This window comes from Phytopseudomonas flavescens, from assembly GCF_900100535.1.
In the GTDB taxonomy this organism is placed as follows: domain Bacteria; phylum Pseudomonadota; class Gammaproteobacteria; order Pseudomonadales; family Pseudomonadaceae; genus Aquipseudomonas; species Aquipseudomonas flavescens.
This window is the reverse complement of the sequence record NZ_FNDG01000009.1, coordinates 131,503-156,406: the sequence shown is the minus strand read 5'-3', so window position 1 is coordinate 156,406 and position 24,904 is coordinate 131,503. Positions and strand designations below refer to the sequence as shown.

Here is a 24,904-nt window from a genome sequence, read left to right as displayed (position 1 = left end):
TTTTAACCCTGTCGAGTTCGCTTTCGGGTGCGGCGCTTTTGCCCGCCACGCTGCCATGAAGCGTAAAGACCGCCGCACAATGCGCCGGCCAGGTGATATTCGAACGACACGCCCTGCTGCGGCAGCAGGCCGAAGAAGAAGCCGCCGTAGAGCACCAGGGCCAGGGCCGCCAGCAGCAAATCCGCGAAGCTGCGCCGGAACCAGGCGCGCCCCAGCAGCAGCCCCCACAGCCCGAACAGCCAGCCACTGGAGCCGACATGAATGCCCGGGCGGCCGAACAGCCAGACCAGCAGACCACTGGCGACGATGATGAACAGGCTGGCACGGGCGAACTCGCTGCGCGACTCCAGCAGGGCCAGCGCGCCCAATACCAGAAAGCCGCTGAGATTGCCCAACAGGTGCAACCAACTGCCGTGCAGCCAGGGCGCCAGAAGCACGCCGGGGAGCGCTTCCAGCACACGCGGAATCAGCCCCCAGCGGTTCAGGCTGTAGCCATCCAGGCTGTTGACCAGTTGCAGCACGACCATCAATGCGGCGATACCGAACAACAACTTGAGCCGCGGCAACAGCCAGAGCGTCACGGCGTGTCGCCGCCCTGGCCCATCATCCGGGCGATCTCACGCAGTTGCTGGGCCATGTCGCCCATACGCTTGTGGGTCCCCAGGTCGATGTCGATCTTCTTGTCCATGGCATTGATCAACGGCACCACACCGTCTTGCAGGCCATCGGCGAGGCGTTCGAGCAGCGCCTGGATACCGGGTTGCGGCGGCGCCTGTACGGCCACCTCCACCTTCGGCTGTACTTCGCGCAAGCGTTCCAGGCCAGCCAGCAGCTCCTGCCAGGGCACGGCGGCAGGCGCGGGTGCAGCCTGCTCGCGGCGAGCCAGGCCACGCACCCCCTCGACCAGATCGCTGAGCTGCGCCACCACACGCCCGCCGATGTCGGAGTCGCTGCCGCCCATGGCCTTGTTGCGCATGAAGTCGCGCTTGATCTGCGCCCAGCGCTCGAGCTGTTCGGGCGTCTGGTTGCCACGCAGCTCGGCGAGCTTGAGCAGGTTTTCCTCGGCGCCGGTGGTCAGCAGCTGCGATTCGCCCTGGTAGTGATCGGCGATCAGTTGCAGCAGCTCGGCGTCGTTCATCACCGAGGAGATCTTCTCGGCCATCTTGTTCATGTTGCGGTAGCTGCCCTGCAGCTTGAACGAGGGCTCGGTGCGGTACTCGTTGGCCTGGGCAGCACTGGCGATGTACTGCTGATTGACCTTGAGCACCACGTCGCGCACCTGCATCAGGCGCTGCAGGGTGGAGACGATCTCGTTGACCTCGGCGCCGCTGTAACCGTGGCTCAGTTCGTTGCTGGAGAACGGCTTGCCCTCGGCCTTGGCGACGAAGCGATAGACATCGGCCATATCGCGGGTGGCCAGCGGCGCCAGCACCGGATTGGACGTCAGGCCGTTCTCGATGTAGCTGAGCGCGAAAGCCTCTTCCATGCCGCCCAGGGTATCGCCCAGGTTGTAGATATCCGCTCGGTTGGCCAGCATGTCAGGGATCTTGAAGACGTCGCCGGACTCGGTATAGGGGTTGCCCGACATCACCACGCAGAACTTCTTGCCGCGCATGTCGTAGGTCTTGGTGCGGCCCTTCCACACGCCCTCGATGCGCCGGGTACCGTCGCACAGCGAGATGAATTTCTGCAGGAATTCCGGGTGGGTGTGCTGGATGTCGTCGACGTAGAGCATCACGTTGTTGCCCATTTCCAGCGCCAGGTTGAGCTTCTCCAGCTCCTGGCGGGAGGTGGCGTCGGGAGCCTGAGCCGGGTCGATGGAACGCACCTCATGGCCGAGGGCCGGGCCGTTGATCTTCATGAAGATCAGACCGAGACGGTGAGCCACGTACTCCATCAGGGTGGTCTTGCCGTAGCCAGGCGGCGAGATGAGCATCAGCAGGCCCATCAGGTCGGTGCGCTTGCTTTCACCGGCAGTGCCCATCTGCTTGGCCAGGTTGTCGCCGATGACACCCAGGTACACATCGTTGATCAGCTTGTTGCGCACGAAGGAGGACAGCGGTCGTGGCTTGAACTCGCTCAGGCGCAACGCATCGCGCTCGCGATTGACCACCTCCTGACGCAACGCCTGATAACGCTGCAGAGCCGGCAGGAAGGTCTCGCGGTGGTGACGCAGACGCTGGAAGAAATCGTCCAGCGCGAACGCCAGGGTGCCCTGCTCGATCCCTGGATGCTCGCCGAGCAGGCCATCGACCCGCACCTGCAGATCCGCCTCGGTGACACGAACCGGCAGCTCGGCATCGATCAGGCCGAGGGCCACGGCCTCGGCTACATAGGCCTGGGAGGCCGCGCTCTGTTCGGCGCAATAGGCATGCAACCAGTTCTCCGCCAGCGCCCAGCGCTGATCGGGCCTTGCGCGCAGGCGCTCCTGGGCTTGCAGGTAGCCGTCCCACATGTGTGCGCTCTGCAGGTGCTGGCGCAGGCCGTCGAGCAGATCGCGGGCGTACTTGCTGACCACGAACTCCACGCGCTCGGCAGCCAGCTCCTCGACCAGATACTCGGCAGCCTCGCGCAACGGCGCCGCCTCGAGCGGCATCGGGTGGCGTGCCAGGAACCCCTGCATCGCCGCCAGCACTTCGGCACGCAACTGCACCAGGCCTTCATCGCGACCGAACAGCTTGCGGATGTTGGCGCAGGTATGGGCGCGCTCGGCCCAGTGGGCGGCGTCGATGTCTTCGCGCCAGCGGTTCCAGAAGAACAATGCGAAACCACGGGCCAGAGGCGTGTAGGTCAACAGCCCGGCGCCTTCGCGCAGCGCCAGCAACCTGAGCAGGATGGCCATGGCGTCCTGGTCGTGAATGCCCTTCTGGTAGCCTTCCTTGTAGCGCGGTGCCGCGAACTCGCGGATGCGCTTGATCAGTTCCTCGGGCTGACTCATCTGCGCCTTGAGCAGGTCGAGGCTGAGCCCCTCGGCGTTACGCACGGCGGCGTCGAGCACCAGACCGGCGAGGAACTCGCCGCGGTACAACGCGGCCGATTCCGACTCCAGCGCCACCTGCCAGTAATCGCGCAATGCCTCCAGCTCGCGGTCGTGCAGGGGTTCGAGAAAATCGGTGCCGGTCAAGTGCAGGAACAGCCCGTCGCCACGGGGCAGCAGGGTCAGGTCCAGCTCCTGCGTGTTGACGGCGAAGCGGTGGCGCGGCCCCAGCTTGATGACATCACCGCCCTCTTCGAACAGTTCGCTCTTGTCGCGCAGCGCACGCACGGCCTGGTCCCGGGCGCCCTTCAGACGCGCCTCGACATCATCGGCCTTGACGCTGTCCTTGAGCTCGCGCAGGCGTTCGGCCAGTTCACGCAGCTTGAGAATCAGCGGGTCAGCGGCGAAGAACGCATTCAGTTCTTCGGCCTGGTCGAAACGCGCGGTGCGGCGGCCCAGGCTGTCGAGGATGCGCCGGGCGGCATCGAGCAAGGCCTGAGCCTTGCGCTGACGCTCGTCGAGCAGGGTCTGCTTGTGGGCCTCGAAGGTTTCCAGCAGTTCCTCGCGCTTGGCCAGGATGTCGCCGAGAAACTGCTCGTGGTCACCGAACTGACTCTCCAGTTCTTCGAGTTGCACCAGCAGCCGCGACAACTGCTCGTCGCAGCGCTCGGGATCCTGGGCCAGCGCCAGGGCGTTGGTGATGCTCTGGCTGAACAGCTTGAACTGGGCGCCGAACTGCGCCACGGTTTCCGTCGAGCCAAGCCCCTTGCGGCGCTGCTCGGCTCGCGCCTTGGCCTGGTTGAGCTTGGCGTACACCTCGGAAATGGCGTCGACGATGCGGGTCCGCTCGGTGGCATCGTCGATCTGCAGCGAAGCCATCAGCCCGGAGAGCATGTCCAGATTGGCGGCCATCTCGCCCAGCCCTGCCAGGGGTTCGGCCAGTTGCGCCACGGTCTCGGCTTTCTGCGCCTGGGCATCGAGTGCCTGCAGGTTGTCGTGATACGGCTGTAGCGCGGTATCACCTGCCAGGTAACGTGAAGTGGCGGCGGCAGTCTGCTCACGGGCTTCGAGCAGCGCCTGCTCCATGGCGTCGATACGCGCCACGTCGATGTAGCGATAATCGCGGATGGTCAGCAACTGGCCGCGCTGGGCGGTGATGGCGTTGAGTGCCTCGACGTACTGCTCGACCTTGTCCCAGCTCTCCGAGCGCAGGCTCTCGAGCAGCGCCTTCTGCCGATGTTCCGCACTGGCCATGGCCGTGGCCGACTGCTGGCGAATGCTCTCGACCTTCTCGAACTCGTCGAGCACCAGCTCGCCGGTCGCCGCGATCTCGCGCAGCAACGGTGCCATGCCCGCGCACTGCGGATCGCTGAGCCAGTGATAGACGTCGAACAGCCGCCGGGTGTTCTGACAAAGCAGGGTGTAGCGCGGCACCGAGACTTCGCGGCTGTCGATCTCGCGGCTGAGGTTGAACAGGTCGGAGACGCCGCGCACCAGCTCGGCATTGCCGATTCGCCCGAAGAAACCGCTGCGTGCCGGCTGACGGGCGGCATACTCCTCGCTGCAGAATGGCGTCTGCCAGATCTGCATGGGATGGATGCGCGTCGGCTCGCTGCCCTCGGCGGAAAAGATCACCATGCGCCCGTCTTCCAGGCGCGCGTAGCCGTGGCCGAAGATCGGGTTCTGCAACTGCCGGGTGACCAGATTGTAGGTCAGCAATACCGCCCGGCCTTCGCCCGGGTGGTAGAAGATGTACTGCACGTCTTCGCCATTGGGCGAACGCACCGAGCGCTTGAAGCGCATGCCGGCCATCGACTGCTCGAAGGTCTTGCGTTCACCGTTCTGCAGGTAATAACCGCCGGGGAAGATGATGCCGTGGTCTTCGGGTAGCTGCACGCAGGCCAGGCCGATGGCATCGATGCGCTCGACCTTGCGGGTCAGCCGGTTGAACACCAGGTAGCGCCACTGCTCCTCGCGGTACGGCAGGATCTTCAGCAGAATCAGGCTACCCAGGGCAGCGAACTCCACCTGGGCATCGTCCAGCGACTGGGTCTTGTCCACCACCTCTTCGCGGTAGATGCCCTCGCCCTTCTCGGTGTTGTTCTCGACCTTGATCGTCAGGTCGCCACCGATGGTCTCGACGAATACCGTGTCGAGGATGTTCAGGTGCGGAAAGCGCCCGTTGACGGTCATCTCGCGGGTGGTTTTCTGCCATTCGAAATCGAACGGCGCCGGCAGCGCGATATCGCGCTCGCCGCGGTTGTCGATGTAGCGCACATCCTTGCCGTCGAGCGACAGTGACCAGCGAAACACGCGAATGTCGGTGATGCGCTCGCCGATCTGGAAGCTGGCCAGCAGCTTGCCGTCACGGATCGCCAGCTGCAGCAGCCGGGTGTTCTTGTAGTAGGTGTAGAGCTCGTTGAAGTCGTTGACGAAGCCGCTCTGCGCCAGGAAGGTGCCATCGAGGGCGATCGACTCGGCCTCGTAGCCCTCCGGCCCTTCCACCAGCCGGTAGAGCGAGAACACGTCGGCGACCGAGGTTTCCTTCTTCAGGCCGAGGAACACGTTGTAGCCGAACAGCAGCCAGTCGCCGACCTGGACGATATCGCGGGCGATGCAGTTGTTCTCGGTACGGATGCGAACCCGACCGGTCACTTCCATCTGGCTGCTGCCGAACTCTTGCAGACGCTGCTCGTTCAGTGCCTCGGTATTTTGCCGCAGGCGCAGCCCCTGCTCCTGCAGGCGCTTGTGCAGCACCTCATAGGCACCGCCTTCGGCAACGGCTTTGTCGAGCATGTCCTGCTGGGTGTTTTCGGCTTGGGCGTCCGACATCGTGGTTTTCCTGAATCTGCGCTGTCTGCAAGCAAAAGCGCGCCTACCGCGAGAGGGCGGCGCGAAAAGCGATTTCTAGCGGTGCTCAGGCACCGATCTTCCTGGCGATGTCGGCGAGCCTGTCGCGCATCGGCTGGTCGAGTTCTTCCGGCTTGATGCGGGCGATGATCCGCGTCAGCACACGAATCTCATTGTCATCGATCACGCCGTCGCGCTCGGCGATCGCCAGCAGCGAGCCCAGTTCGTCTGCATCCAGGCGGCCGTCGTCGGCAAAGCACTGGATCGAACGAAAGGTCATTTCCAGATGATCTCTTGGTTCTGACATGCAACATTCCTTGTAGAGTGATTGAACGCTGTATCTGCAACCAGTGGCAGGAGCAGGCTTGCCTGCTCCTGCCATCGCGAAGCGGTTGGTTGCCTGGGGCGTCAGCGACGCCCCAGGCATCGTGCATCACGCCTGCTCGGTATCCGGCTGCACGGGCTTGGCTTCCGGCACGCGGCCCTGCAACAGCCGGGCAAGCACGTCCTGCACCACCGGGCTCTTGCCGACCACACCCTCGATGGCCTTGCCCACCGACAGCGACTTGGCGAACGAGTTGAAGAAGTCGCCTTCGCCGCCGACGATCTCGATCTTCGCCTTGGCCAGCGCGGTGGCCAGAACCTCGGCCTGATCCTTGGCGATTTCCTTGTTCGCCGCGATGGCGGCCATGGCTTCCTCGAAGCTCTTCTCCAGCTGCATGCGGAACTCTTCGTGCTGACGGGCATTGTCGCTGAGCGCGTCGAGGGCACCGAACTTCTTGCCCAGGCCTTGCGCTTCGGCGTTCAGACGCTCCAGCAGTACCTGCGCCTCGGCCATGCCCAGGTCCTGGGTCGCCTTGGCCTTGGCCACGCCGAGCTGCTCTTCGCCTCGTGCCTGCGCGCCGAGCTTCTCTTCCAGCACCTTGGCATCGGCCAGGCCGTCCTTCTCCTTGGCTGCCGCCTGCGCTTCGGTCACACGCGCCTGGGCCAGGCCCTTCTCCTGCTCGCCCTTGGCTTCGGCAATCAGACGTTCGGCCTGCACACGCGCCTCGGCGAGACCTTCTTTCTCCTTGGCCGCAGCGGTGACTTCACGCACCCGCGCATCGGCCAGACCCGGCGCGGCGCGCTCGGCTTCGATACCCTCGGCGAGCTTCTTCTTCGCCTCGGCGCTCTTGGCAGCGGCCTCCAGCTCGGCCTGGGCGAGGTTGTTGATTTCCACCGCCTTGTGCTTGGAACGGGTTTCGTCCGCTTCGGCCTGCTTGACCTGGCGCACCAGCTCCTGCTCGGCTTCGGCCTGGGCAGTGATCACGGTGACCTGCTTCATGCGCTCGGCTTCGGAAACCTCACGGACTTCCTTGATGCGCTCCTCTTCCTGCGCAACGGTCTTCTCCACCGCAACCCGCTCGCGCACCACGCTGGCGATGTTCTTGCGCTCTTCTTCCAGCGCCTTTTCCTTCTCGATGCGCTGCAGTTCGACTTCGCGCTCGCGGGCCACCACTTCCAGATCCTTGGCGCGGGTCACCTTCTCCACCTCGATGACCACCGCACGCTGGCGGTTCTGCTGCGCCACTTCCACTTCGCGCTGATGGTTCTCGGCGCGGATGTCCAGCTCCTGCTGGGTCTGGATGCGCGCCTGCTCGGCCTTCAGGCGCTCTTCTTCCTTGACCTTGAGGGTCTCCGCCTGCTCACGGGCCTGGATGGTTTCGATCTCGCGTTTCTGGCGCGCTTCGGCATCGGCCTGCTGACGCTCGAGGGCCAGCGTCGCCTCGCGGGTTTCGACGTTCTTCTTCTTGATCGCCAGTTCTTCGTTGCGCTCCAGGTCATTGGTGATGACGTTCTGCGCAGCGGTCAGCTGGGTGATCTTGCGGATACCCTCGGCGTCGAGAATGTTGCTCGGGTCCAGGGAGCTCTTGGCGGTCTGCTCCAGGTAATCGATGGCCACGTCTTCGAGCACGTAACCATTGAGGTCGTTGCCGATCACTTCGACGATGCGGTCACGGAATTCCTGACGGTTCTCGAACAGCTGGACGAAGTCGAACTGCTTGCCGACGGTTTTCAGGGCTTCGGAGAACTTGGCGTTGAACAGCTCGTTCACCGCCGCGCGATCGGAGGCACGCTCGACGCCGATGGCCTTGGCGACCTTGAGCACGTCTTCCTGGGTCTCGTTGACGCGCAGGTAGAACGCCACGGTGATGTCCGCGCGCATGTTGTCGCGACAGATCAGCCCGTCCTTGGCGCGGCGGTCGACTTCCAGGGTGATCAGGGAGATCTTCATGAACTCCTTGAGGTGGATGACCGGGTAGACCAGCGCTCCGGTGAAGTGCACCTTGGGCGTCGACGACATGTCGTTGACGATCAGCGCGGTGCCCTGGGGAACCTTGATGTAGAAGGCCTTGAACAAGGCCAGCAGCCCGACGATCAGCAGGGCGACCAGGCCGACTCCGACCAGCACGGGAATCAACGACGGTGGAAGGTTATACATTGCGCTCAATCTCCTTTGAGGCGGATGGATCCAGTTAAGAACCTGAACCAAAGTCTCGCGAGCTAGAGACCTGCAAGGCGAAAACAAGCGAGGACGCGGAGTTTACGAGTTGTAAATGAGCATTCCGAGCTTGTTTTCAACGCCGCAGGGCCGACGCGCAGCAGACTTTGATCAGGTTCTCAGATACCCCGGAACTCTTCTTCAGTAATCACCCGGTAAGCATGCTGCGCTTCCAGGTATTCCAGTAACACGACACGGTCGCCACGCTTGAAGCCCAGCTGCTCGTCGGCCCGAACCCGCAGGATGAGCCCGGCACCACCGTCTTCGAGCATGGCCTCGCCATGGCTGGCGGTCACCCGGCCACTGCGCACCACGGCGGTCTGACCGAGCACGCTCTTGCTGCTGGTCACTTCCAGTTTGAGGAACAGCGGGCGCAGCGGCGCGCACAGCAGGCGCGTCGGCGGCACGGCAAGAAACAACGCGGCCACTGCCACCAGCGCGCCCAGGGGGTAGCGCAGCCACTCCAGTGGCAACAGGCCAAGCCCCCAGAGGTCGACGAAGTAGCTGATGAACCAGGCGAAGAAGAACAGCAGGGTCAGCACCAGGGTGAGCGGTACGTCACGCAGCTTGAGCTTGGACAGGAGTGCCGCAGCCGGGCCTTCCAGTGCGGAGTCGGCTTCGACGTCGAGCACGTCGATCTCGATCAGGCCAAACGCGACGATGACCCAGTACACCACCGCCAGACACAGCAGGAAGCTGAAGATGACGGTAGGGAAAGCCAGCGAGACCTGCAGGAAGATTTCCATGATTTCCTATCCCTGAAAAACATGGCAGAGCCTGTTGGCTCCACCATTCATGACGTACCACAGCCACCTGTCGTGGCTGGCCCGATGAATCAGGGCTTGGCCTTGTCCTTGAGACGCGCCAGCACGCTGTCGGCACTGGTCTTGTCGGCGACGATACCCGCCGCACGCAGCTTGGCATCCAGCGAGTCATCCGGGTTGGACGCTTCGGCCAGCTCGGCCGCGGCTTCCATCCTGGCGGCACGTTCGGCCTGCTGCTGCTTGATGCGCTCCAGCGACTCGACCGCGGTGTGCAGCTTGGCCTGGGAACCACCGTAGCGCTGAGCCACGGCCATCTGTGCCTTCTGCACGCTTTCGGTCGCCTTGACCGTGTCCACCTGCTGTTTCAGGCGTTTGATGTTGGCTTCGGCCTGAGTCACCGCCTTGCGCAACTGCGCCACGCTGGCGGCATAGCCATCAGCCTGTTCACGATCGCTGGCCAGTTCGATTTCCAGGTTGGCGATCTTGCCGGCCACTTCGCCGGCCAGCGTCTCATTGCCTGCTTCCAGGGCCTTGAGCGCGTACTGCTCGTACTCGGTGACCTTGGCTGCCGATTTACCGGCACGCTCGGCGGCCAGCTTCTGCTTGGCCATGATCTCGGCCAGGGCTTCCTTGGATTTGCGCAGCTCGATATCGGCGTCGCGGATTTCCTGATCGAGAATGCGCAACGCCTGCCCATCGACCAGCGTCTCACCCAATTCGTTGGCACCGCCACGCAGCGCCGTCAGCAATTTGCTCCAGACGTTCATCAGCGTTTCTCCTTATGCACTGGCCTTGAGGAAGTCTTCGTAGGCTTCGGTCGCCTTGATGACGTTGTCTGCCAGGGTTTCGATCTCCAGCACCACGTTGGGCAGGATCGACGAGGCACTCAACGCACCGAACATGGTGTAGCAGGCCTGCCCGTCGGGCAGGGTTTCCAGGCCGACGCTGGAGAGCGGGAAGAGCTTGTGGCTACGCAGCACTTCCTCGTTGAAAGCGGCAGTATCGCGCACGTCACTGGCGGGCCAGAGCAGCGCCTCGACGATGATCTGATCACCGAATACTGCGATGAACAGCGGCAGGTCGCCATAATCCTTCATGGTCACGTGCAAACTGGCATCGGCACCCTGAATCAGCTCGATGGCAGCGCGGCCATCAGCAAACGGCTCTGCCCCTGACAGCGCATCGAACAACGTTTGTGCAGTCCAAACCTGAGGCATGCTCGGCCCCTCCTCCATTGAAGCCAGCTCCGACTGGGGCTGGCGCAGTTTCCGTTCGACCGCCGAGAGCCGCTGGGCATGCTCGGGCAGTATCCAGACTTCCTTTTTCACCAGACCCTGTTCGCGCAGACGCTGGCGAAACAGACGCTGGTAATGAGCTGACGATTTGTTTTCCATGACGTGCAGACTAGAACATTACATGTGACACATCAATTCATCACATGTAATTATTTCCAGGACGTCGATCGGAGCGGGAATCATGCGGAGGAGTGGATGGTGCGGGAGAAATCCCGGCGATTAAACCGACTCCCCGAAGAAAAATCCGCCGACCCTTTCGCAGTTGCGCGAAAGCCAGGACGCAACCACTGCGCCATCAATTGGCTAGCCTTGGCATCCGGCGGCGAACCGGTATGATTCGCCACTTTTTCGGAAAGCCGCATGTCGTCCCGCAGCCTCCTCGCCCTGCTCTGCTTCATCCTCTCCACGCCAATCTCCGCCGCACCGCCGCAAACCTTCAGCCAGGCCAAGAAAATCGGCTGGAAGCTCTACGAGCGTCAATCAGTGGAGTTCTACTGCGGCTGCAGTTTCAGTGGCAACCGCGTCGACCTGAAGAGCTGCGGTTACACCCCGCGCAAGAATGCCAACAGGGCCGCCCGGATCGAGTGGGAACACATCGTGCCAGCCTGGCAGATCGGCCACCAGCGCCAGTGCTGGCAGCATGGCGGTCGCAAGAACTGCAGCAAGAACGACAGCGTGTTTCGCCGCGCCGAAGCCGACCTGCACAACCTGGTACCGGCGATCGGCGAGGTCAACGGCGATCGCAGCAACTACGACTTCGGCTGGCTGCCCCAGGCACCCAGCCAGTACGGCGCCTGCGCGACGGTGGTCGACTTCAAGGCCCGCAAGGTGATGCCGCGCAAGGAGGTACGCGGCATGATCGCGCGCACCTACCTGTACATGAGCGACCGCTACAAACTCAGGCTGTCGAGACAGAATCGCCAACTGTTCACTGCCTGGAACAAGACCTACCCGGCGCAGCAATGGGAGCGCCAGCGCAATCAGCTGATGGGGTGCGTCATGGGCTGGGCAAACCCCTACGTCGGCCAGCTGGACAAGCGCTTGTGCCAGCAGTCGCCGATTGCTGCCGTCAATCGGCGGTAGGGTCTGGCGGCGATTAGGCAAAGCGGGCCTTGGCTTGGCGGGCTAAAGCCCAACCTACGACCTGAAAGCTACAGACCCCGCTTTCGTGGGAGCGCGCCATGCGCGCGAATCGTGGGCATCGCCCGCTCCCACAGCAGTCAGTCGACACGCCCCTGAAAACACGAAAGGCCGGCACCACCAGGTGGCCGGCCTTTCGCCTTGCAGCGTTATCGCTTAAAGCGGCTTGCCGCGATTACCGTGGGCAGCCACGAATGCCTGCACTGCCTTCAGGTCGTTGGCCAGTACGGTACAGCGCTCGTCGCGCTCGAACAGATCGGCCAGGTGCGCCGGCAGCGCCGGCGACAGCTCCACCGCGGACCTTTCGATGGCTTCCGGGAACTTGACCGGATGCGCGGTACCCAGCACCACCATCGGCACCGACAGGCTGCGTCGGCATTCGCGGCCGGCATGCACGCCGATGGCGGTGTGCGGATCGAGCAGTTCGCCAGTGGCGGCGTACACCTCGGCAATGGTCGCGCAAGTCTGCTCGTCGCTAACGGCAAGCGAATCGAACAGCTTGCGGGCCTCGGTCCAGCGGTCGTCCTCGACGGTGAACCCGCCGGTCTGGCGGAACTCGGCCATCAACGCGGCGATCGACGGGCCGTTGCGACCGTGCAGGTCGAACAGCAAGCGCTCGAAGTTCGACGACACCATGATGTCCATCGACGGCGACAGCGTCGGGTACAGATCGCCCTTGGCATAGCCGTTGCCGCTCATGAAGCGATGCAGGATGTCGTTGCGGTTGGTGGCGACGATCAATTGGCTGATCGGCAAGCCCATGTTGCGCGCCAGGTAGCCGGCGAAGATATCGCCGAAGTTGCCGGTCGGCACCGAGAAGGCCACCGAACGCGCCGGGCCACCGAGCTGCAGGGCCGCGTGAAAATAGTAGACGATCTGGGCCATGATCCGCGCCCAGTTGATCGAGTTGACCGCCACCAGGCGCGTGCCCTTGAGGAAGCCCTGGTCGGCGAAGCTGGCCTTGACCATTTCCTGGCAATCGTCGAAGTTGCCCTCGATGGCGATATTGTGGATGTTATCGCCGAGGATGGTGGTCATCTGCCGACGCTGCACGTCGGACACCCGGTTGTGCGGGTGCATGATGAAGATGTCGACATTGTCGCAGGCCTTGCAGCCCTCGATGGCCGCGGAACCGGTGTCACCAGAGGTGGCGCCCATGATCACCACGCGCTCGTTGCGCTTGGCCAACACGTGGTCGAGCAGGCGCCCGAGCAGTTGCAAGGCGAAATCCTTGAACGCCAGGGTCGGGCCGTGGAACAGCTCGAGCACCCACTCGTTGCCGTTCAACTGGCGCAGCGGTGCGACAGCGGCATGCTCGAACACCCCATAGGTGTCTTCGAGAATTTTCTTGAAATCCGCATCCGCGATGCTCCCCGCCACGAACGGGCGCATCACCCGGAACGCCAACTCGTGATACGGCAGGCCCGCCCAGGAAGCGATTTCCTCCTGGGTGAAGCGCGGCAGGTTCTCCGGCACGTAGAGGCCGCCGTCAGTGGCCAGGCCGGCCAGCAGAACATCTTCGAAATTCAGGGCCGGTGCCTGGCCGCGAGTGCTGATATAACGCATTGTCTGCAAACCTTCGGTTCGAGCGGCAAGCTTCAAGCTTCAAGCACCACGCAAAAGCACAAGTGCCTTTGCTCGCGGCCTGTCGCTTCTCCCCTGCTGCGGTGTTCAAGTTCGGTTGATCAAGCCGGCAGTGGACCAGAGGCCTTCTCTGCCGCGTGCAGCCTGGGCTGCCCTCAGTTCAGTTGTTCGACGCGGATGCGCACGACGCTGCCGACCACGTCGGTCAGCGCTTCAAGTGCCGAAATGGCATCGTTCATGCGTTGCTCGGCAACGCGATGAGTGACCAGGATCATCGGCACCAGGCCATCCTGCTCTTCGACTTCTTTCTGCATGATCGATTCGATGTTGATGCCACGCTCCGACAGGATGCTCGCCACCTGGGCGAGTACACCAGGACGATCCTTGGCCTGTATGCGCAGGTAATAGGCGCTTTCGCAATCCGTGATCGGCAGGATCGGATGGTCCGACAGCGAATCCGGCTGGAAAGCCAGGTGCGGTACGCGGTTGGTCGGATCGGTGGTCAGGGCACGCACCACGTCCACCAGGTCCGCCACCACCGCCGAGGCGGTCGCCTCCATGCCAGCGCCAGCGCCGTAGAACAGCGTGCTGCCCGCGGCGTCGCCATTGACCATCACCGCGTTCATCACGCCATTGACGTTGGCGATCAGGCGGTCGGCCGGAATCAGCGTCGGATGCACGCGTAGCTCGATACCGGCGTCGGTACGGCGTGCCACGCCCAGGTGCTTGATGCGGTAGCCCAGCGCCTCGGCATAGTTGACGTCGGCGGTGGTCAGCCTGGTGATGCCTTCGGTGTAGGCCTTGTCGAACTGCAGCGGGATACCGAACGCGATGGACGCCAGAATGGTCAGCTTGTGGGCCGCGTCGATACCCTCGACATCGAAGGTCGGATCGGCTTCGGCATACCCCAGCGCCTGCGCCTCGGCCAATACATCCTCAAAGGCGCGGCCCTTCTCGCGCATTTCACTGAGAATGAAGTTGCCGGTACCGTTGATGATCCCCGCCAGCCAGTTGATACGGTTGGCCGCCAGGCCTTCGCGAATCGCCTTGATGACCGGGATGCCACCGGCCACCGCCGCTTCGAAGGCGACGATCACGCCCTTCTCGCGGGCGCGGGCAAAGATCTCGTTGCCATGCACGGCGATCAGCGCCTTGTTGGCGGTGACCACGTGCTTGCCGCTGTCGATGGCCTTGAGCACCAGCTCACGGGCGATACTGTAGCCGCCGATCAGCTCCACGACGATGTCGATCTCTGGGTTGCTGGCCACCGCGAAGACATCGTCGGTAATGCTCACGCCGGTCGTCTGGTACTGGGGCTTCGGTGTACGGGTGGCGATCTGCGCCACCTCGATGCCGCGCCCGGCACGCCGCGCGATTTCTTCGGCGTTGCGCTTGAGCACATTGACGGTACCGCCCCCGACGGTACCCAGCCCACAGATGCCTACTTTGACCGGTTTCACACTTGACTCCCCAGCTGCACTGCATAAGACGGCCAGAGCAGGCTCTGGCCGTGGAAAAAGAGCCGCACATTACGAAGCGGCCAATGGATAGTCAATCGGCTACTTGGCTTCCAGCGCCAGTTTCGCCAGCTGCGCGGCGGGCTGATAGCCGGGGATCATCTTGCCGTTTTCCAGAATGATCGCCGGCGTGCCATTGACCCCGATCATCTGCCCGAGCTTGTACTGCTCGGCCACCGGGTTGTCGCAGGTGGCCTCGGCCACCGACTGCCGCGCCTTGGCCTGATTCATCGCTGCCTGGCGGTCCTTCGAGCACCAGACGCTGGCCAGATCCCGGGCTCCCTTGCTGCCCAGCCCCTGCCGCGGGAAAGCCAGGTAACGCACTTCGATACCCTGCTTGTTGAGCTCGGCCACTTCACTGTGCAGCTTCTGGCAATAGCCACAATCGGTGTCGGTGAACACGGTGATATGGGCTTTCGGCTGTTTGGGCGCGAACACCACCATGTCCTTGGCGGGAATGGCGTTGATCTGCTTGGCGATGGCGCGGCTCTCTTCAGCCTCGGTCAGGTTGATGGCCTGCCCGTCCTTGAACTGGAACAGGTAACCCTGCATGACGAACTGCCCGTCGGCGCTGGCATACAGCTGGCGGCCGCCCTTGAGCTGCACCTGGTAGACGCCGGGCATCGGGCTTTCGGCAATGGCTTCGATCGGCAGGTCGGGCTGGATAGACAGCAGGTTCTTGCGGATCGTCTGATCCGGATCGGCAGCCTGGCCAAGGGTACTGACCAGACCAAGGGCCATGGCCGCGAAAATGCGGGTCACACGCATGAATACTCCTATCGAGCGACGGGGTGACGGGGAAAGGACGAAGGTTATCACAACCACAGGGGCGGGCCGCAGGGCAGCACGCACAGCGCCAACTGCCGCGGCCGCCTCATCCCCGCGGATGGTGCTGCGCGTGCAAGGCCTGCAAGCGAGCCCGTGCCACGTGGGTATAGATCTGCGTGGTGGACAGATCACTGTGCCCGAGCAGCATCTGCACTACGCGCAAATCCGCACCGTGGTTGAGCAGATGGGTGGCGAAGGCATGCCGCAGGGTATGTGGCGACAACGACTTGGCGATGCCGGCCACCCTGGCCTGATGCTTGATGCGGTGCCAAAAGGTCTGCCGGGTCATCTGCTCGCCACGCAGGCTGGGAAACAGCACGTCGCCCGGTCGCCCGCCGAGCAGCATCGGCCGTGCCTCGCGACAATAACGCTCGACCCAGCCGATCGCCTCCTCGCCCATGGGCACCAGGCGCTCCTTGCTGCCCTTGCCGAACACCCTCAGCACGCCCTGGCGCAGATTGACCTGCTCGAGGGTCAGGCCGATCAGCTCGCTGACCCGCAGCCCGCAGGCATACAGCACCTCGAGCATGGCGCGATCACGCAACCCGATGGGGTCATCCAGGTCGGGAGCCGCCAGCAGCGCCTCGACATCCGCCTCGGACAGCGACTTGGGCAAGGGACGACCGAGCTGCGGCATGTCCACCTGCAGGGTAGGATCGGTTTCGATCACCCCCTCGCGCAGCAGAAATCGATAAAACCCGCGCATCCCGGAAATCAGTCGCGCCGTGGAACGCGCCTTGTAGCCCTCGTTCATGCGCCAGGCCAGGTGATCGAGCAGCACCTCACGACCGACCGACGGCAACTCGACGCCACGCCGCTGCAGCCAGCCGTTGAGCAACGCCAGGTCGCTGCGGTAGGCCGAGCGGGTGTGCACGGACAGGCCTTTCTCCAGCCACAGCGTCTCGATGAAACGCTCGATCAGCGGATGGTCGACTGCGGACATCGGTTACCTCTGGAACAGCGACGGTTTGACGGTGCCGATGGCACGCGCACGATCAGAAATCCGGGAGCACCGGCACCGGCTTGCCATCCTCGCCCATCGCCACGAAGCTGAAGGCACCACGGATGGCGAGCTCGCGACGGGCGCCGTACATGTCCTCGACGAACACGTCGACCTGCACCTTCATGCTGGTGTTGCCGACCGCGCTGACGCGCCCGACCAGCTCGACGATGGTACCGGCCGGAATCGGATGGCTGAAGTCGATCCGGTCGGAAGACACCGTGACCAGCGGCAGCCGGCAGAAGCGGGTGGCGGCGATGAACGACACCTCGTCCATCCACGCCATGGCCGTGCCGCCAAACAGGGTGTTGTGATGATTGGTGGTCGGCGGAAACACCGCCTTGGCCACACGGGTTTCGGAAAGCTCGGTACGCCGTTGAATTTCCTGCTCTCTTGGGGTCATCACTCAGAACCTGCTCACAACGTTGGTGTGCATATTGGATACGAAAATCGCACCTAATAGGAAAGGCCTCTACAAGGCGGAAGCAGTCATTTGTAGGGTGGACGACGCTTCATCCGTCCACCGCTCTGAGATCGCGATGGTGGATGAAAAGAGCGTCATCCACCCTACGGCTGCTAGCGCCTCGTTGCTGCCACTTCAACAAACGCCAGAAACGAAAAAAGCAGCCAAGGGCTGCTTTTTTTCGAGAGCAAGCGTGGCTTAAGCCAGCTTCTCCTTGATGCGTGCTGCCTTGCCGGACAGGTCGCGGAGGTAGTACAGCTTGGCCTTGCGAACGTCACCACGACGCTTGACGGACAGGCTGTCGACCAGCGGGCTGTAAGTCTGGAAAGTACGCTCAACGCCTACGCCGCTGGAGATCTTGCGCACGGTGAAGGCGCTGTTCAGACCGCGGTTACGCTTGGCGATTACCACACCTTCGAACGCCTGCAGACGCTGACGGTCACCTTCCTTCACTTTTACCTGGACGATTACGGTGTCGCCCGGGGCAAAGGTCGGGATCTCTTTGCTCATCTGCTCAGCTTCGAGTTGCTGAATGATCTTGTTGGTCATGCTGCGCTCCTAAGACGGGCCGTCAGGCCGGCCATCGATATTTAGTTATCGTCGCGCTGGCGGATGTATTCCTCCAGCAGCTTGTTCTCTTCTCCAGAAAGCGAGCGGCTATCCAGAAGATCGGCACGGCGTTCCCAGGTGCGTCCCAGGGACTGCTGCAAACGCCAGCGCCGGATGTGTTCATGGTTGCCGCCAAGCAGCACCTCAGGAACACGTTTATCCGCATACACCTCCGGACGGGTGTAATGCGGGCAGTCGAGCAAGCCATCCGTGAAGGAGTCTTCCTCGGCCGAATCTGCATGACCCAATGCACCAGGCAAAAGGCGCGTTACCGCATCGATCAGCACCATGGCCGGCAGCTCACCGCCGGACAGGACGTAGTCGCCGATCGACCATTCCTCGTCGACATGCGTTTCGATGAAACGCTCGTCGACGCCCTCGTAGCGGCCGGCGATGAGGATCAAACGCTCCTCCTTCGCCAGCTCGCGTACCGCCGCTTGTGTCAGCGGGCGGCCTTGCGGCGAAAGGTAGATCACCTTCGCCTGACCGCCGCTGGCCTGCCTGGCATCGGCCAAGGCATCTTCGAGCGGCTTGATCTTCATCACCATGCCTGGACCACCACCGAAGGGGCGGTCGTCAACGGTGTGATGACGATCCATGGTGTAACTGCGTGGGTTCCAGCAGGTCAGCTGCAACAGCTCCTGCCTCACCGCACGGCTGGTAATGCCGTAATCGCCGATGGCGGCGAACATTTCCGGGAACAGCGTGATGACATCGACGCGCAGGCTCGGCATGGCGTCAGAAGTCCGCATCCCAGTCGACCCGCATCTCGCCAGCCTCGAGGCTGATCGACAACACGCACTGCTGCGTATATGGCAACAGGCGCTCACGATCATCGAGGCTGTCGATGCACGGCTTGACCACCATCACATCGTTGGCACCGGTCTCGAACAGATGATCGATCCTGCCGAGCAACTGCCCCGCCTGATCGATGACCTTCAGACCTATCAGCTGATACCAGTAGAACTCGCCGTCTTCCAGCTCAGGCAGCAGGCTGCGGGGAACGCAGATCTCGAAGCCGGCGTAGGTACGCGCCACTTCACGATCATCGAGCCCTTTCAGCCTGGCGACCAGAACCTTGCCCTGCAAGCGTCCACCAGCCAGTTCAACCTGCTTCACCTCGCCATCGCGCCGCAGCGTCCAGCGAGGGTAATCGAGCACGTTATCCAGTGGATCGGTAAAGGAAAACACCTTCACCTCACCCTTGACGCCATGCACCGAGACAATCTTGCCAAGAACCATCAGATCCTCGGCGGGAGCCGGCGTCGTGCTCATAAAGTGCTTAGGCAGCAGCCTTGGCAGCTTCTTTCAGCAGCTGAGCAACGCGCTCAGACGGCTGTGCGCCCTGGCCGAGCCAGTAGGTAGCGCGCTCTTGATTCACGGACAGCTTGACTTCGGCACCCGAAGCGATCGGGTTGAAGAAACCGATACGCTCAACGAAGCGACCGTCGCGCGCATTGCGGCTGTTGGTCACGGTCAGGTGGTAGAAAGGGCGCTTTTTGGAGCCGCCGCGAGCGAGACGAATGGTTACCATTGAACATCGTTCCTATAGTCGGTGCTAACTTGAGGCACACATTTAAAAATGGGCCTGGGCCCGAAAGGCCGCATATTCTATGAGCAAAAGCGGCAAGCCACAAGCCACAAGCCACAAGTAAAAGCAGAATGCCGGAGACCCGGCTTTCCTGCGGCTCGACGCCTGGGGCTTGCAGCCCCTAGAACTTCGGCATACCGCCGCCCGGCATCATGCTGCCCATGCCGCGCATCATCTTGGCCATGCCGCCCTTGGCGCTGAATTTCTTCATCATCTTCTGCATCTGCTTGTGCTGCTTGATCAAGCGGCCGATGTCCTGCACCTGGGTGCCGGAGCCGATGGCGATGCGGCGCTTGCGCGAACCGCTGATGATCTCGGGATCGCGACGTTCGGCAGGCGTCATGGAGTTGATGATCGCCTCCATCTGCTTGAACTGCTTCTCCGCTGCGCCCTGGGCACCGCCCATCTGCGACAGGTTGACGCCGCCCATCTGCGGCAGCTTGTCCATCAGGCCGCCGAGCCCCCCCATGCTCTTCATCTGCACGAGCTGGTCACGGAAATCTTCCAGATCGAAGCCCTTGCCCTTCTTGAGCTTCTTGGTGAGCTTCTCGGCCTTGTCGCGATCGAGGGTCTGCTCGGCCTGCTCGATGAGGCTGAGCACGTCGCCCATGCCAAGGATGCGCGAGGCGATCCGCTCGGGGTGGAAGGGCTCGAGCGCTTCGCTCTTCTCGCCCATACCGATGAACTTGATCGGCTTGCCGGTGATCGCGCGGACCGACAGTGCGGCACCGCCACGGGCATCGCCGTCGACCTTGGTGAGCACCACACCGGTGAGGGGCAGTGCGTCGTTGAAGGCCTTGGCGGTGTTGGCGGCGTCCTGGCCGGTCATGGCGTCGACCACGAACAGGGTCTCCACCGGCTTGACCGCCGCGTGCAGCGCCTGGATCTCGGCCATCATCTCGGCGTCGATGGCCAGGCGACCGGCGGTATCCACCAGCACCACATCGATGTACTTGAGCCTGGCCTCGCGGATCGCCGCTTCGGCGATGGCCACCGGCTTCTGGGTGATATCGGACGGGAAGAATGTCACGCCGATGTCACCCGCCAGGGTTTCCAGCTGCTTGATCGCCGCCGGCCGGTAGACGTCCGCAGACACCACCATCACGCTTTTCTTCTTGCGCTCCTTGAGCAGGCGCGCCAGCTTGCCGACGGTAGTGGTCTTGCCCGCGCCCTGCAGACCGGCCATCAGCACGACGGCTGGCGGCGTGGTACTCAGGTCGAGGTCTTCGTTGGCCGCACCCATGAGGCTTTCCAGCTCCAAACGCACGATCTTCACGAAGGCCTGGCCAGGGGTGAGGCTCTTCGACACCTCGGTGCCGACCGCACGGTCCTTGACCCGGCCGACGAAGTCCTTGACCACGGGCAGCGCCACGTCGGCCTCGAGCAGCGCCATGCGCACTTCACGCAGGGTGTCCTTGATATTGTCTTCGGTGAGCTTGGCCTTGCCAGTGACGCTACGCAGGGTCTGCGAGAGGCGATCTGTTAGATTTTCGAACATGCGCGTTCCTTTGAAGTGCGGCCCGGACCAGGCCAGGCATGCGACAGGCGGCGGATTATAGCGAAGTCGCTACAATGCCGACACCACAGGGCAACGCGCCATGGCCATCCTGCAAGAAAGACCATGCCCGTTACGGGCTGTTAGCACAATCCGCTTCACCGGGCATGCAACAACCAGCAGGAACATAGCCAATAAAAAGCGGGCGAAAAGGGGGCGATCAAGGATGGCAGCCCCGACCCAAGCTTTGCGAACCTCGATCAAGAACCCGCGGCACGATCATCAAGACACCTGGCCAACAGCTCCAGGTGGCGCGCCTGGGTCGTGGACACATTGAAACGCAGGTGAGAGGCGAAAGGTGGGAACCTGCAGAACAATGAGCCAGGCGCCATCTGCAGCCCCTTGGCAGCCAGGGCACGAGCAATGCCATCAGCATCCCGATCACCCCCTAGCTCCGCCCAAAGGTACATGCCGGCTCCAGGGTTTTTCAAACGGCAGCCCAAGGCCCGCAGGCGCTGCACCAGCGGTTCGCGCGCCTCATCCAGGCGAGCCTTCAGGCGCTCGCAGTGCGCATGGTAGGCAGGAGTTGCCAACAATTGATGGACGGCCCACTCGGTCAGCACCGGGCCGTGGATGGCGCCGACCGACTTGTAGAGCAGAATGCGTTCGACCTGCTGAGCGCTGGCGGCCAGGTAGCCGCTGCGCAATCCCGGCGACAGCGTCTTGGAAAAGCTGCCGATGTGGATCACCCGCTGCAACTGATCCAGTGCCCCAAGGCGTGCGACGTGGCCCAGGGCCGACGAGGGCAGCAAGTCGCCATAGGTGTCGTCGTCGATCAGCAGCAGGTCGAACTCCTCGGCTATCTTGACGATCTGGTGGGCCTTGTAGGGCGACAGGCTGCTGGAGGTAGGATTCTGCAACAGGGAACTGCAGACGAAGGCGCGCGGGCTGTGCTTCTCGCACAGCCCGCGCAACACCTCAAGATCCGGCCCGTCAGCCAGGCGCGGCACCCGGAGTATTTCGAGACCACTGGCCAGCAGGCGCTGCACATGCAGAAAGTGACCAGGCGCCTCGACGATAACGTAGTCGCGCGGAAAGAAATTCGCCCAGACCGCTAGATGGAAGGCATCGGTAGCGCCGTTGGTAGTGACGATCTGCGAGGTTTGCGCATGGATGCCGACTCTCGCCAGGTTGCGCTGCAAGGTCTGCCGCAACGGTGCATGACCGCGCGGACTGATGTGGTTGGCGAAATCCTCGCTCGTCAGCTTGCGCATCCCACGCAGGGCATCGCCCAGAGCGCCCTCGTCCATCCAGGCCTGTAACAGGGAGCCGTCCCCAGGGCTCTCGGATTGCGCCACCTCACGGGTCAACAAGGCACTCCAGGGCTCGCCCAGACTATTGATCCCGCCCCAGTCGGTCTTCTGCTGACGCTGCGGCTTGCTGCGCTTCACGTAGAAACCCGAACCCCGGCGCGACTCCAGATAGCCCAGCCCGACCAGCTTGTCGTAGGCACGCAGCACGGTGTCGACGCTGACCCCACGCTCGGCGGCGTACTTGCGTAGTGACGGCAGGCGCGCGCCCAGCGACAACTCGCCACCATGGATGCGCTCGATCAGGGCCTGGCAAACCTGATCGATCAGGGAGCTCGCGGGCTGCTCGCCATCGCCGGGGCGGATGCTCATGGGGGCCCTCCTATACCGTTAACTGTTCGGCTGATGCTAGCTGAATTGTACTGGCAATTAAAGCATATGATTATGCTCATTAATTCTGTATGGAATATTTAAATTGTACCGAACAATTAAATATACTTGTGCCGAGAAAATCCCTACTAACCATCGGAAAAGGCAACCGGATCACTGGAGCCACCACCAGGAGGAGCTAGAAGTGTTCGGTACAATTCGGCGATGTGTGGTCAATGTCCGCAGCAAAACGATACTAACGGTTCTGGCTGCGGCGATCACTCACGGTACGCAAGCCCAGGCTGCCGATCAGGCGGTCGCCCCTGGCCTCCATGCGCTGTCCATCCCAGCCGGCCCACTGGCCAGCAGCCTCAAGGAAATCGCCCGGGCCACCGGCACGGCGGTACGCTTCGAGACGCGTGAAGTCCAGGATCTGCAGGCGCCGGCCCTGAATGGCAGCCTCAGCGCCCTGGACGCCGTGCGGCAGGCCATCGCCGCCTCCGCGCTGAATGTGCAGCTCATGGCCAACGGCGAACTGGCGGTATTCGAACCACGCCTGGGCGCGCTAACGGTGGTTGCCGCCCGCGGCGAAGGGGAAACCGGCTTCAAGGCCTCGCGTTCGGAAACGTCCACGCGCAGCGGCGCCGACCTGCTCGACGTGCCCCAGGCGGTCTCGGTCATCACCGCCAAGGTAATCGAGACGCAGCAGGCGCAGAGCGTGCAGGACGTGCTGCAGAACGTCGCCGGGGTCATCACCCGGGAAAGCGCCCAGGGTCTGCCTTCTTACACGATCCGCGGTTTCTCCCAGACCAGCACGCTAAGCAATGGCATCAACAATCCCTCAGCCACCAGCACCAATATCGCCGGCGTGGAGCGCATCGAAGTGCTCAAAGGGCCGCAGGCGATCCTTTCCGGCGGCGACTCCCTGGGCGGTGGCGTCAACATCGTGCTGAAGAAACCCACCGCGGAGACCGTACGCGATGTCTCGCTGCAGTATGGTTCGCACCAGGATAAAGGCCTCGCCCTCGACCTCAGTGGCGCCTTGAGCGAGGACAAGCGTCTGAGCGCTCGCCTGATTGCGGCCAAGGCCCACGCCGATCATAACGATGCCGGTTTCAATGGCCGGGAAAGCGATTACCTGATGGGCCAACTGCGCTGGAAAGACGACGCTACCGATTTCAACGTCGGGCTTTCCTACGACGAGCAATACCTGCCGCCCAACCGCTATACCTTCGCCCTCGACGGCATCCAGCCGGAACCCGATATGCGCCTGGGCCGGGTCGACGACGGTATCGAGGTTCGTAGCGAAGCCTTCTTCTACAGCCTCGAGCACGCCTTCGCTCCCTGGCTGACTCTGGTCAGCCGGATGCAACGCACGCTCAGCCACCAGGATCTCAGCCAGTACCTGACACAGTTCCCGAGAAGCACGGCCGACATGATCATGTCGATATCGAGCTCCAACAATGTCTCCGATTCGCGTACCACGGCCGGCGATCTACCTGCGCTTCACCTTCGAAACCGGATCGTTCGCCCATACATTGTCCACGGGCTTCAATCACAGCCAGACCAGCTACGACATGACCAGCTACTCCGGTGACAGTCTCGCGGTTCCGGTCTATGCGCCAGGACAATTCGACTTTCCCAAATTGCCGCGCGACAGCCGCACGCACTACTCGGACTACGACGGCTCGAGCGAACAGAGAGCCTGGTTTGCCCAGGATCTGATCAGCATCGATGACTGGAGCATCCTGCTGGGCGTGCGCCGCAGCGAATACCAGCAGGATCAGAGCAGCACCTATTACCCGCAGTTCAACAGCACCCGTATAGTGCCAGCCCAATCGCTTGACAGCACCAGCTACAATGCCGGTCTGGTCTATAACCTGACGGCCAATGCAGCGCTGTACGCCAGCTACTCCGAAGGGTTCCTGCCACAGTTCCCCGCAGTGGCGAACTGCGCCGGCGGCAACAGCTTTCCGCCCATGGAAACCGTCAACAAGGAAGTGGGCGTCAAACTCAACAGCAGTGACAATGCCCTGTCCTGGACCACTGCCGCATTCCAGCTGGAACAGTCCAACCGCCTGGAATACAACGGTGCGCGGGCCTGCTACCAGCCGCGCCAGGCACAACAACTGAAAGGTTTCGAAACCGAACTGACCGGCCGTCTACTGCCAGGCCTGGATGTCATCGCCAGCTACACCTACACCAGCTCCAAAGACCGCGGCGACCCGAGCAATCTGCCGGCCGCACAGCCGCGCCACCAGGCCAATCTGTGGTCGAACTACGCCTTCCAGTCGGTACCGCTGAAAGGCTTCGGCGTGTCCCTGGGCGTCAGCGCGTACAGCGGAACCCGCCTGGGCACCAGCAATGACGAGCAGACCCTGCCGGGCGCTGCCCGGGTGGATGCCGGGGTGTTCTACAGCGCCCCCGACTGGTCCGCACGGCTGGGCGTGAAGAACCTCTTCGACCGCGAACTGTACGGCTATTCCAGCTCCACTATTTACGTCCCCATCCTGGATGGCCGAACCCTCACCCTGACCTTGAACAAGAGCCTTTGAGTCGCGGTCATGCGG

The 24,904-nt window shown here is 62.8% G+C and carries 21 protein-coding genes; 3 read left to right on the top strand and 18 right to left on the bottom strand.

Annotation, left to right across the window (positions count from 1 at the left end; all coding sequences use genetic code 11):
• Positions 1-2: 2 nt before the first annotated feature.
• From BLR94_RS13835 to bacA, 7 genes are all read right to left on the bottom strand, one after another.
• The gene (locus BLR94_RS13835; RefSeq protein ID WP_167359755.1) at positions 3-581 is read right to left on the bottom strand and encodes a rhomboid family intramembrane serine protease; all 579 of its coding nucleotides are present in this window, start codon (positions 579-581) and stop codon (positions 3-5) included.
• Complete coding sequence (locus BLR94_RS13830) at positions 578-5,809, bottom strand: DNA repair ATPase (protein ID WP_084306339.1); 5,232 nt, start codon at positions 5,807-5,809, stop codon at positions 578-580. The genes BLR94_RS13835 and BLR94_RS13830 overlap by 4 nt, the downstream gene beginning before the upstream one ends.
• A gap of 85 nt (positions 5,810-5,894) precedes the next feature.
• Positions 5,895-6,134, bottom strand: coding sequence for a hypothetical protein (locus BLR94_RS13825; RefSeq protein WP_084306338.1), 240 nt, complete (start codon positions 6,132-6,134; stop codon positions 5,895-5,897).
• A gap of 126 nt (positions 6,135-6,260) precedes the next feature.
• Complete coding sequence (locus BLR94_RS13820; RefSeq protein WP_084306337.1) at positions 6,261-8,309, bottom strand: flotillin family protein; 2,049 nt, start codon at positions 8,307-8,309, stop codon at positions 6,261-6,263.
• 179 nt (positions 8,310-8,488) lie between these two features.
• Positions 8,489-9,115 carry an OB-fold-containig protein gene (locus BLR94_RS13815; protein WP_084306336.1) on the bottom strand — a complete coding sequence of 209 codons (627 nt, stop codon included), beginning with the start codon at positions 9,113-9,115 and terminating at the stop codon, positions 8,489-8,491.
• Positions 9,116-9,204: 89 nt separating this feature from the next.
• Positions 9,205-9,900, bottom strand: coding sequence for a PspA/IM30 family protein (locus BLR94_RS13810; RefSeq protein WP_084306335.1), 696 nt, complete (start codon positions 9,898-9,900; stop codon positions 9,205-9,207).
• A gap of 12 nt (positions 9,901-9,912) precedes the next feature.
• Positions 9,913-10,527, bottom strand: coding sequence for a biofilm formation regulator BacA (gene bacA, locus BLR94_RS13805; RefSeq protein WP_084306334.1), 615 nt, complete (start codon positions 10,525-10,527; stop codon positions 9,913-9,915).
• A 261-nt stretch (positions 10,528-10,788) separates the two neighbouring features.
• Here bacA and BLR94_RS13800 point away from each other — a divergent pair, with 261 nt between their 5' ends.
• The gene (locus tag BLR94_RS13800) at positions 10,789-11,511 is read left to right on the top strand and encodes an endonuclease (protein ID WP_084306333.1); all 723 of its coding nucleotides are present in this window, start codon (positions 10,789-10,791) and stop codon (positions 11,509-11,511) included.
• Between the two features lie 213 nt (positions 11,512-11,724).
• Here BLR94_RS13800 and thrC read toward each other — a convergent pair whose 3' ends face one another.
• From thrC to BLR94_RS13745, 11 genes are all read right to left on the bottom strand, one after another.
• Positions 11,725-13,134, bottom strand: coding sequence for a threonine synthase (gene thrC / locus BLR94_RS13795; RefSeq protein WP_084306332.1), 1,410 nt, complete (start codon positions 13,132-13,134; stop codon positions 11,725-11,727).
• A gap of 173 nt (positions 13,135-13,307) precedes the next feature.
• On the bottom strand, positions 13,308-14,612 hold the full coding sequence (locus tag BLR94_RS13790) for a homoserine dehydrogenase (RefSeq protein ID WP_084306331.1): 1,305 nt from the start codon (positions 14,610-14,612) through the stop codon (positions 13,308-13,310).
• Between the two features lie 99 nt (positions 14,613-14,711).
• Positions 14,712-15,437, bottom strand: coding sequence for a DsbC family protein (locus BLR94_RS13785; protein ID WP_084306330.1), 726 nt, complete (start codon positions 15,435-15,437; stop codon positions 14,712-14,714).
• A gap of 106 nt (positions 15,438-15,543) precedes the next feature.
• Positions 15,544-16,440, bottom strand: a complete 897-nt coding sequence (xerD, locus tag BLR94_RS13780) for a site-specific tyrosine recombinase XerD (RefSeq protein WP_084306329.1) — start codon at positions 16,438-16,440, stop codon at positions 15,544-15,546.
• Between the two features lie 52 nt (positions 16,441-16,492).
• A complete protein-coding gene (locus BLR94_RS13775; RefSeq protein ID WP_084306328.1) occupies positions 16,493-16,900 on the bottom strand; it encodes an acyl-CoA thioesterase in 408 nt (135 codons plus the stop codon).
• Between the two features lie 258 nt (positions 16,901-17,158).
• Positions 17,159-17,509 carry a 50S ribosomal protein L19 gene (gene rplS, locus BLR94_RS13770; RefSeq protein ID WP_042555422.1) on the bottom strand — a complete coding sequence of 117 codons (351 nt, stop codon included), beginning with the start codon at positions 17,507-17,509 and terminating at the stop codon, positions 17,159-17,161.
• A gap of 41 nt (positions 17,510-17,550) precedes the next feature.
• Complete coding sequence (gene trmD / locus BLR94_RS13765) at positions 17,551-18,303, bottom strand: tRNA (guanosine(37)-N1)-methyltransferase TrmD (RefSeq protein ID WP_084306327.1); 753 nt, start codon at positions 18,301-18,303, stop codon at positions 17,551-17,553.
• 4 nt (positions 18,304-18,307) lie between these two features.
• Positions 18,308-18,844 carry a ribosome maturation factor RimM gene (gene rimM / locus BLR94_RS13760; protein WP_084306326.1) on the bottom strand — a complete coding sequence of 179 codons (537 nt, stop codon included), beginning with the start codon at positions 18,842-18,844 and terminating at the stop codon, positions 18,308-18,310.
• A 7-nt stretch (positions 18,845-18,851) separates the two neighbouring features.
• Positions 18,852-19,103 carry a 30S ribosomal protein S16 gene (gene rpsP, locus BLR94_RS13755; protein ID WP_084306325.1) on the bottom strand — a complete coding sequence of 84 codons (252 nt, stop codon included), beginning with the start codon at positions 19,101-19,103 and terminating at the stop codon, positions 18,852-18,854.
• 178 nt (positions 19,104-19,281) lie between these two features.
• On the bottom strand, positions 19,282-20,658 hold the full coding sequence (gene ffh, locus BLR94_RS13750) for a signal recognition particle protein (protein ID WP_084306324.1): 1,377 nt from the start codon (positions 20,656-20,658) through the stop codon (positions 19,282-19,284).
• A 257-nt stretch (positions 20,659-20,915) separates the two neighbouring features.
• Entirely contained in the window at positions 20,916-22,337 is a 1,422-nt protein-coding gene (locus BLR94_RS13745) for an aminotransferase-like domain-containing protein (protein ID WP_084306323.1), read from the bottom strand.
• 202 nt (positions 22,338-22,539) lie between these two features.
• On the opposite strand from BLR94_RS13745, the gene BLR94_RS13740 reads away from it, so the two are divergent.
• A complete protein-coding gene (locus tag BLR94_RS13740) occupies positions 22,540-23,931 on the top strand; it encodes a TonB-dependent siderophore receptor (protein ID WP_139207450.1) in 1,392 nt (463 codons plus the stop codon).
• Positions 23,912-24,889 (top strand): TonB-dependent siderophore receptor, encoded by a 978-nt coding sequence (locus BLR94_RS13735; RefSeq protein WP_167359753.1) that lies wholly within the window; start codon positions 23,912-23,914, stop codon positions 24,887-24,889. Before BLR94_RS13740 ends, BLR94_RS13735 begins: the two co-directional genes overlap by 20 nt.
• Positions 24,890-24,904: the final 15 nt, after the last annotated feature.

What these genes read in the sequence shown, in the direction of transcription:
- xerD (WP_084306329.1), bottom strand. Translation starts at nt 16,440, where the DNA reads ATGTCCGCAGTCGACCATCCGCTGATCGAGCGTTTCATCGAGACGCTG.
- BLR94_RS13735 (WP_167359753.1), top strand. Translation starts at nt 23,912, where the DNA reads ATGACCAGCTACTCCGGTGACAGTCTCGCGGTTCCGGTCTATGCGCCA.
- thrC (WP_084306332.1), bottom strand. Translation starts at nt 13,134, where the DNA reads ATGCGTTATATCAGCACTCGCGGCCAGGCACCGGCCCTGAATTTCGAA.
- rplS (WP_042555422.1), bottom strand. Translation starts at nt 17,509, where the DNA reads ATGACCAACAAGATCATTCAGCAACTCGAAGCTGAGCAGATGAGCAAA.
- BLR94_RS13775 (WP_084306328.1), bottom strand. Translation starts at nt 16,900, where the DNA reads ATGACCCCAAGAGAGCAGGAAATTCAACGGCGTACCGAGCTTTCCGAA.
- BLR94_RS13785 (WP_084306330.1), bottom strand. Translation starts at nt 15,437, where the DNA reads ATGCGTGTGACCCGCATTTTCGCGGCCATGGCCCTTGGTCTGGTCAGT.
- rpsP (WP_084306325.1), bottom strand. Translation starts at nt 19,103, where the DNA reads ATGGTAACCATTCGTCTCGCTCGCGGCGGCTCCAAAAAGCGCCCTTTC.
- BLR94_RS13830 (WP_084306339.1), bottom strand. Translation starts at nt 5,809, where the DNA reads ATGTCGGACGCCCAAGCCGAAAACACCCAGCAGGACATGCTCGACAAA.
- BLR94_RS13820 (WP_084306337.1), bottom strand. Translation starts at nt 8,309, where the DNA reads ATGTATAACCTTCCACCGTCGTTGATTCCCGTGCTGGTCGGAGTCGGC.
- trmD (WP_084306327.1), bottom strand. Translation starts at nt 18,303, where the DNA reads ATGCCGAGCCTGCGCGTCGATGTCATCACGCTGTTCCCGGAAATGTTC.
- BLR94_RS13800 (WP_084306333.1), top strand. Translation starts at nt 10,789, where the DNA reads ATGTCGTCCCGCAGCCTCCTCGCCCTGCTCTGCTTCATCCTCTCCACG.
- BLR94_RS13815 (WP_084306336.1), bottom strand. Translation starts at nt 9,115, where the DNA reads ATGGAAATCTTCCTGCAGGTCTCGCTGGCTTTCCCTACCGTCATCTTC.
- bacA (WP_084306334.1), bottom strand. Translation starts at nt 10,527, where the DNA reads ATGGAAAACAAATCGTCAGCTCATTACCAGCGTCTGTTTCGCCAGCGT.
- BLR94_RS13810 (WP_084306335.1), bottom strand. Translation starts at nt 9,900, where the DNA reads ATGAACGTCTGGAGCAAATTGCTGACGGCGCTGCGTGGCGGTGCCAAC.
- BLR94_RS13745 (WP_084306323.1), bottom strand. Translation starts at nt 22,337, where the DNA reads ATGAGCATCCGCCCCGGCGATGGCGAGCAGCCCGCGAGCTCCCTGATC.
- rimM (WP_084306326.1), bottom strand. Translation starts at nt 18,844, where the DNA reads ATGAGCACGACGCCGGCTCCCGCCGAGGATCTGATGGTTCTTGGCAAG.
- BLR94_RS13825 (WP_084306338.1), bottom strand. Translation starts at nt 6,134, where the DNA reads ATGTCAGAACCAAGAGATCATCTGGAAATGACCTTTCGTTCGATCCAG.
- ffh (WP_084306324.1), bottom strand. Translation starts at nt 20,658, where the DNA reads ATGTTCGAAAATCTAACAGATCGCCTCTCGCAGACCCTGCGTAGCGTC.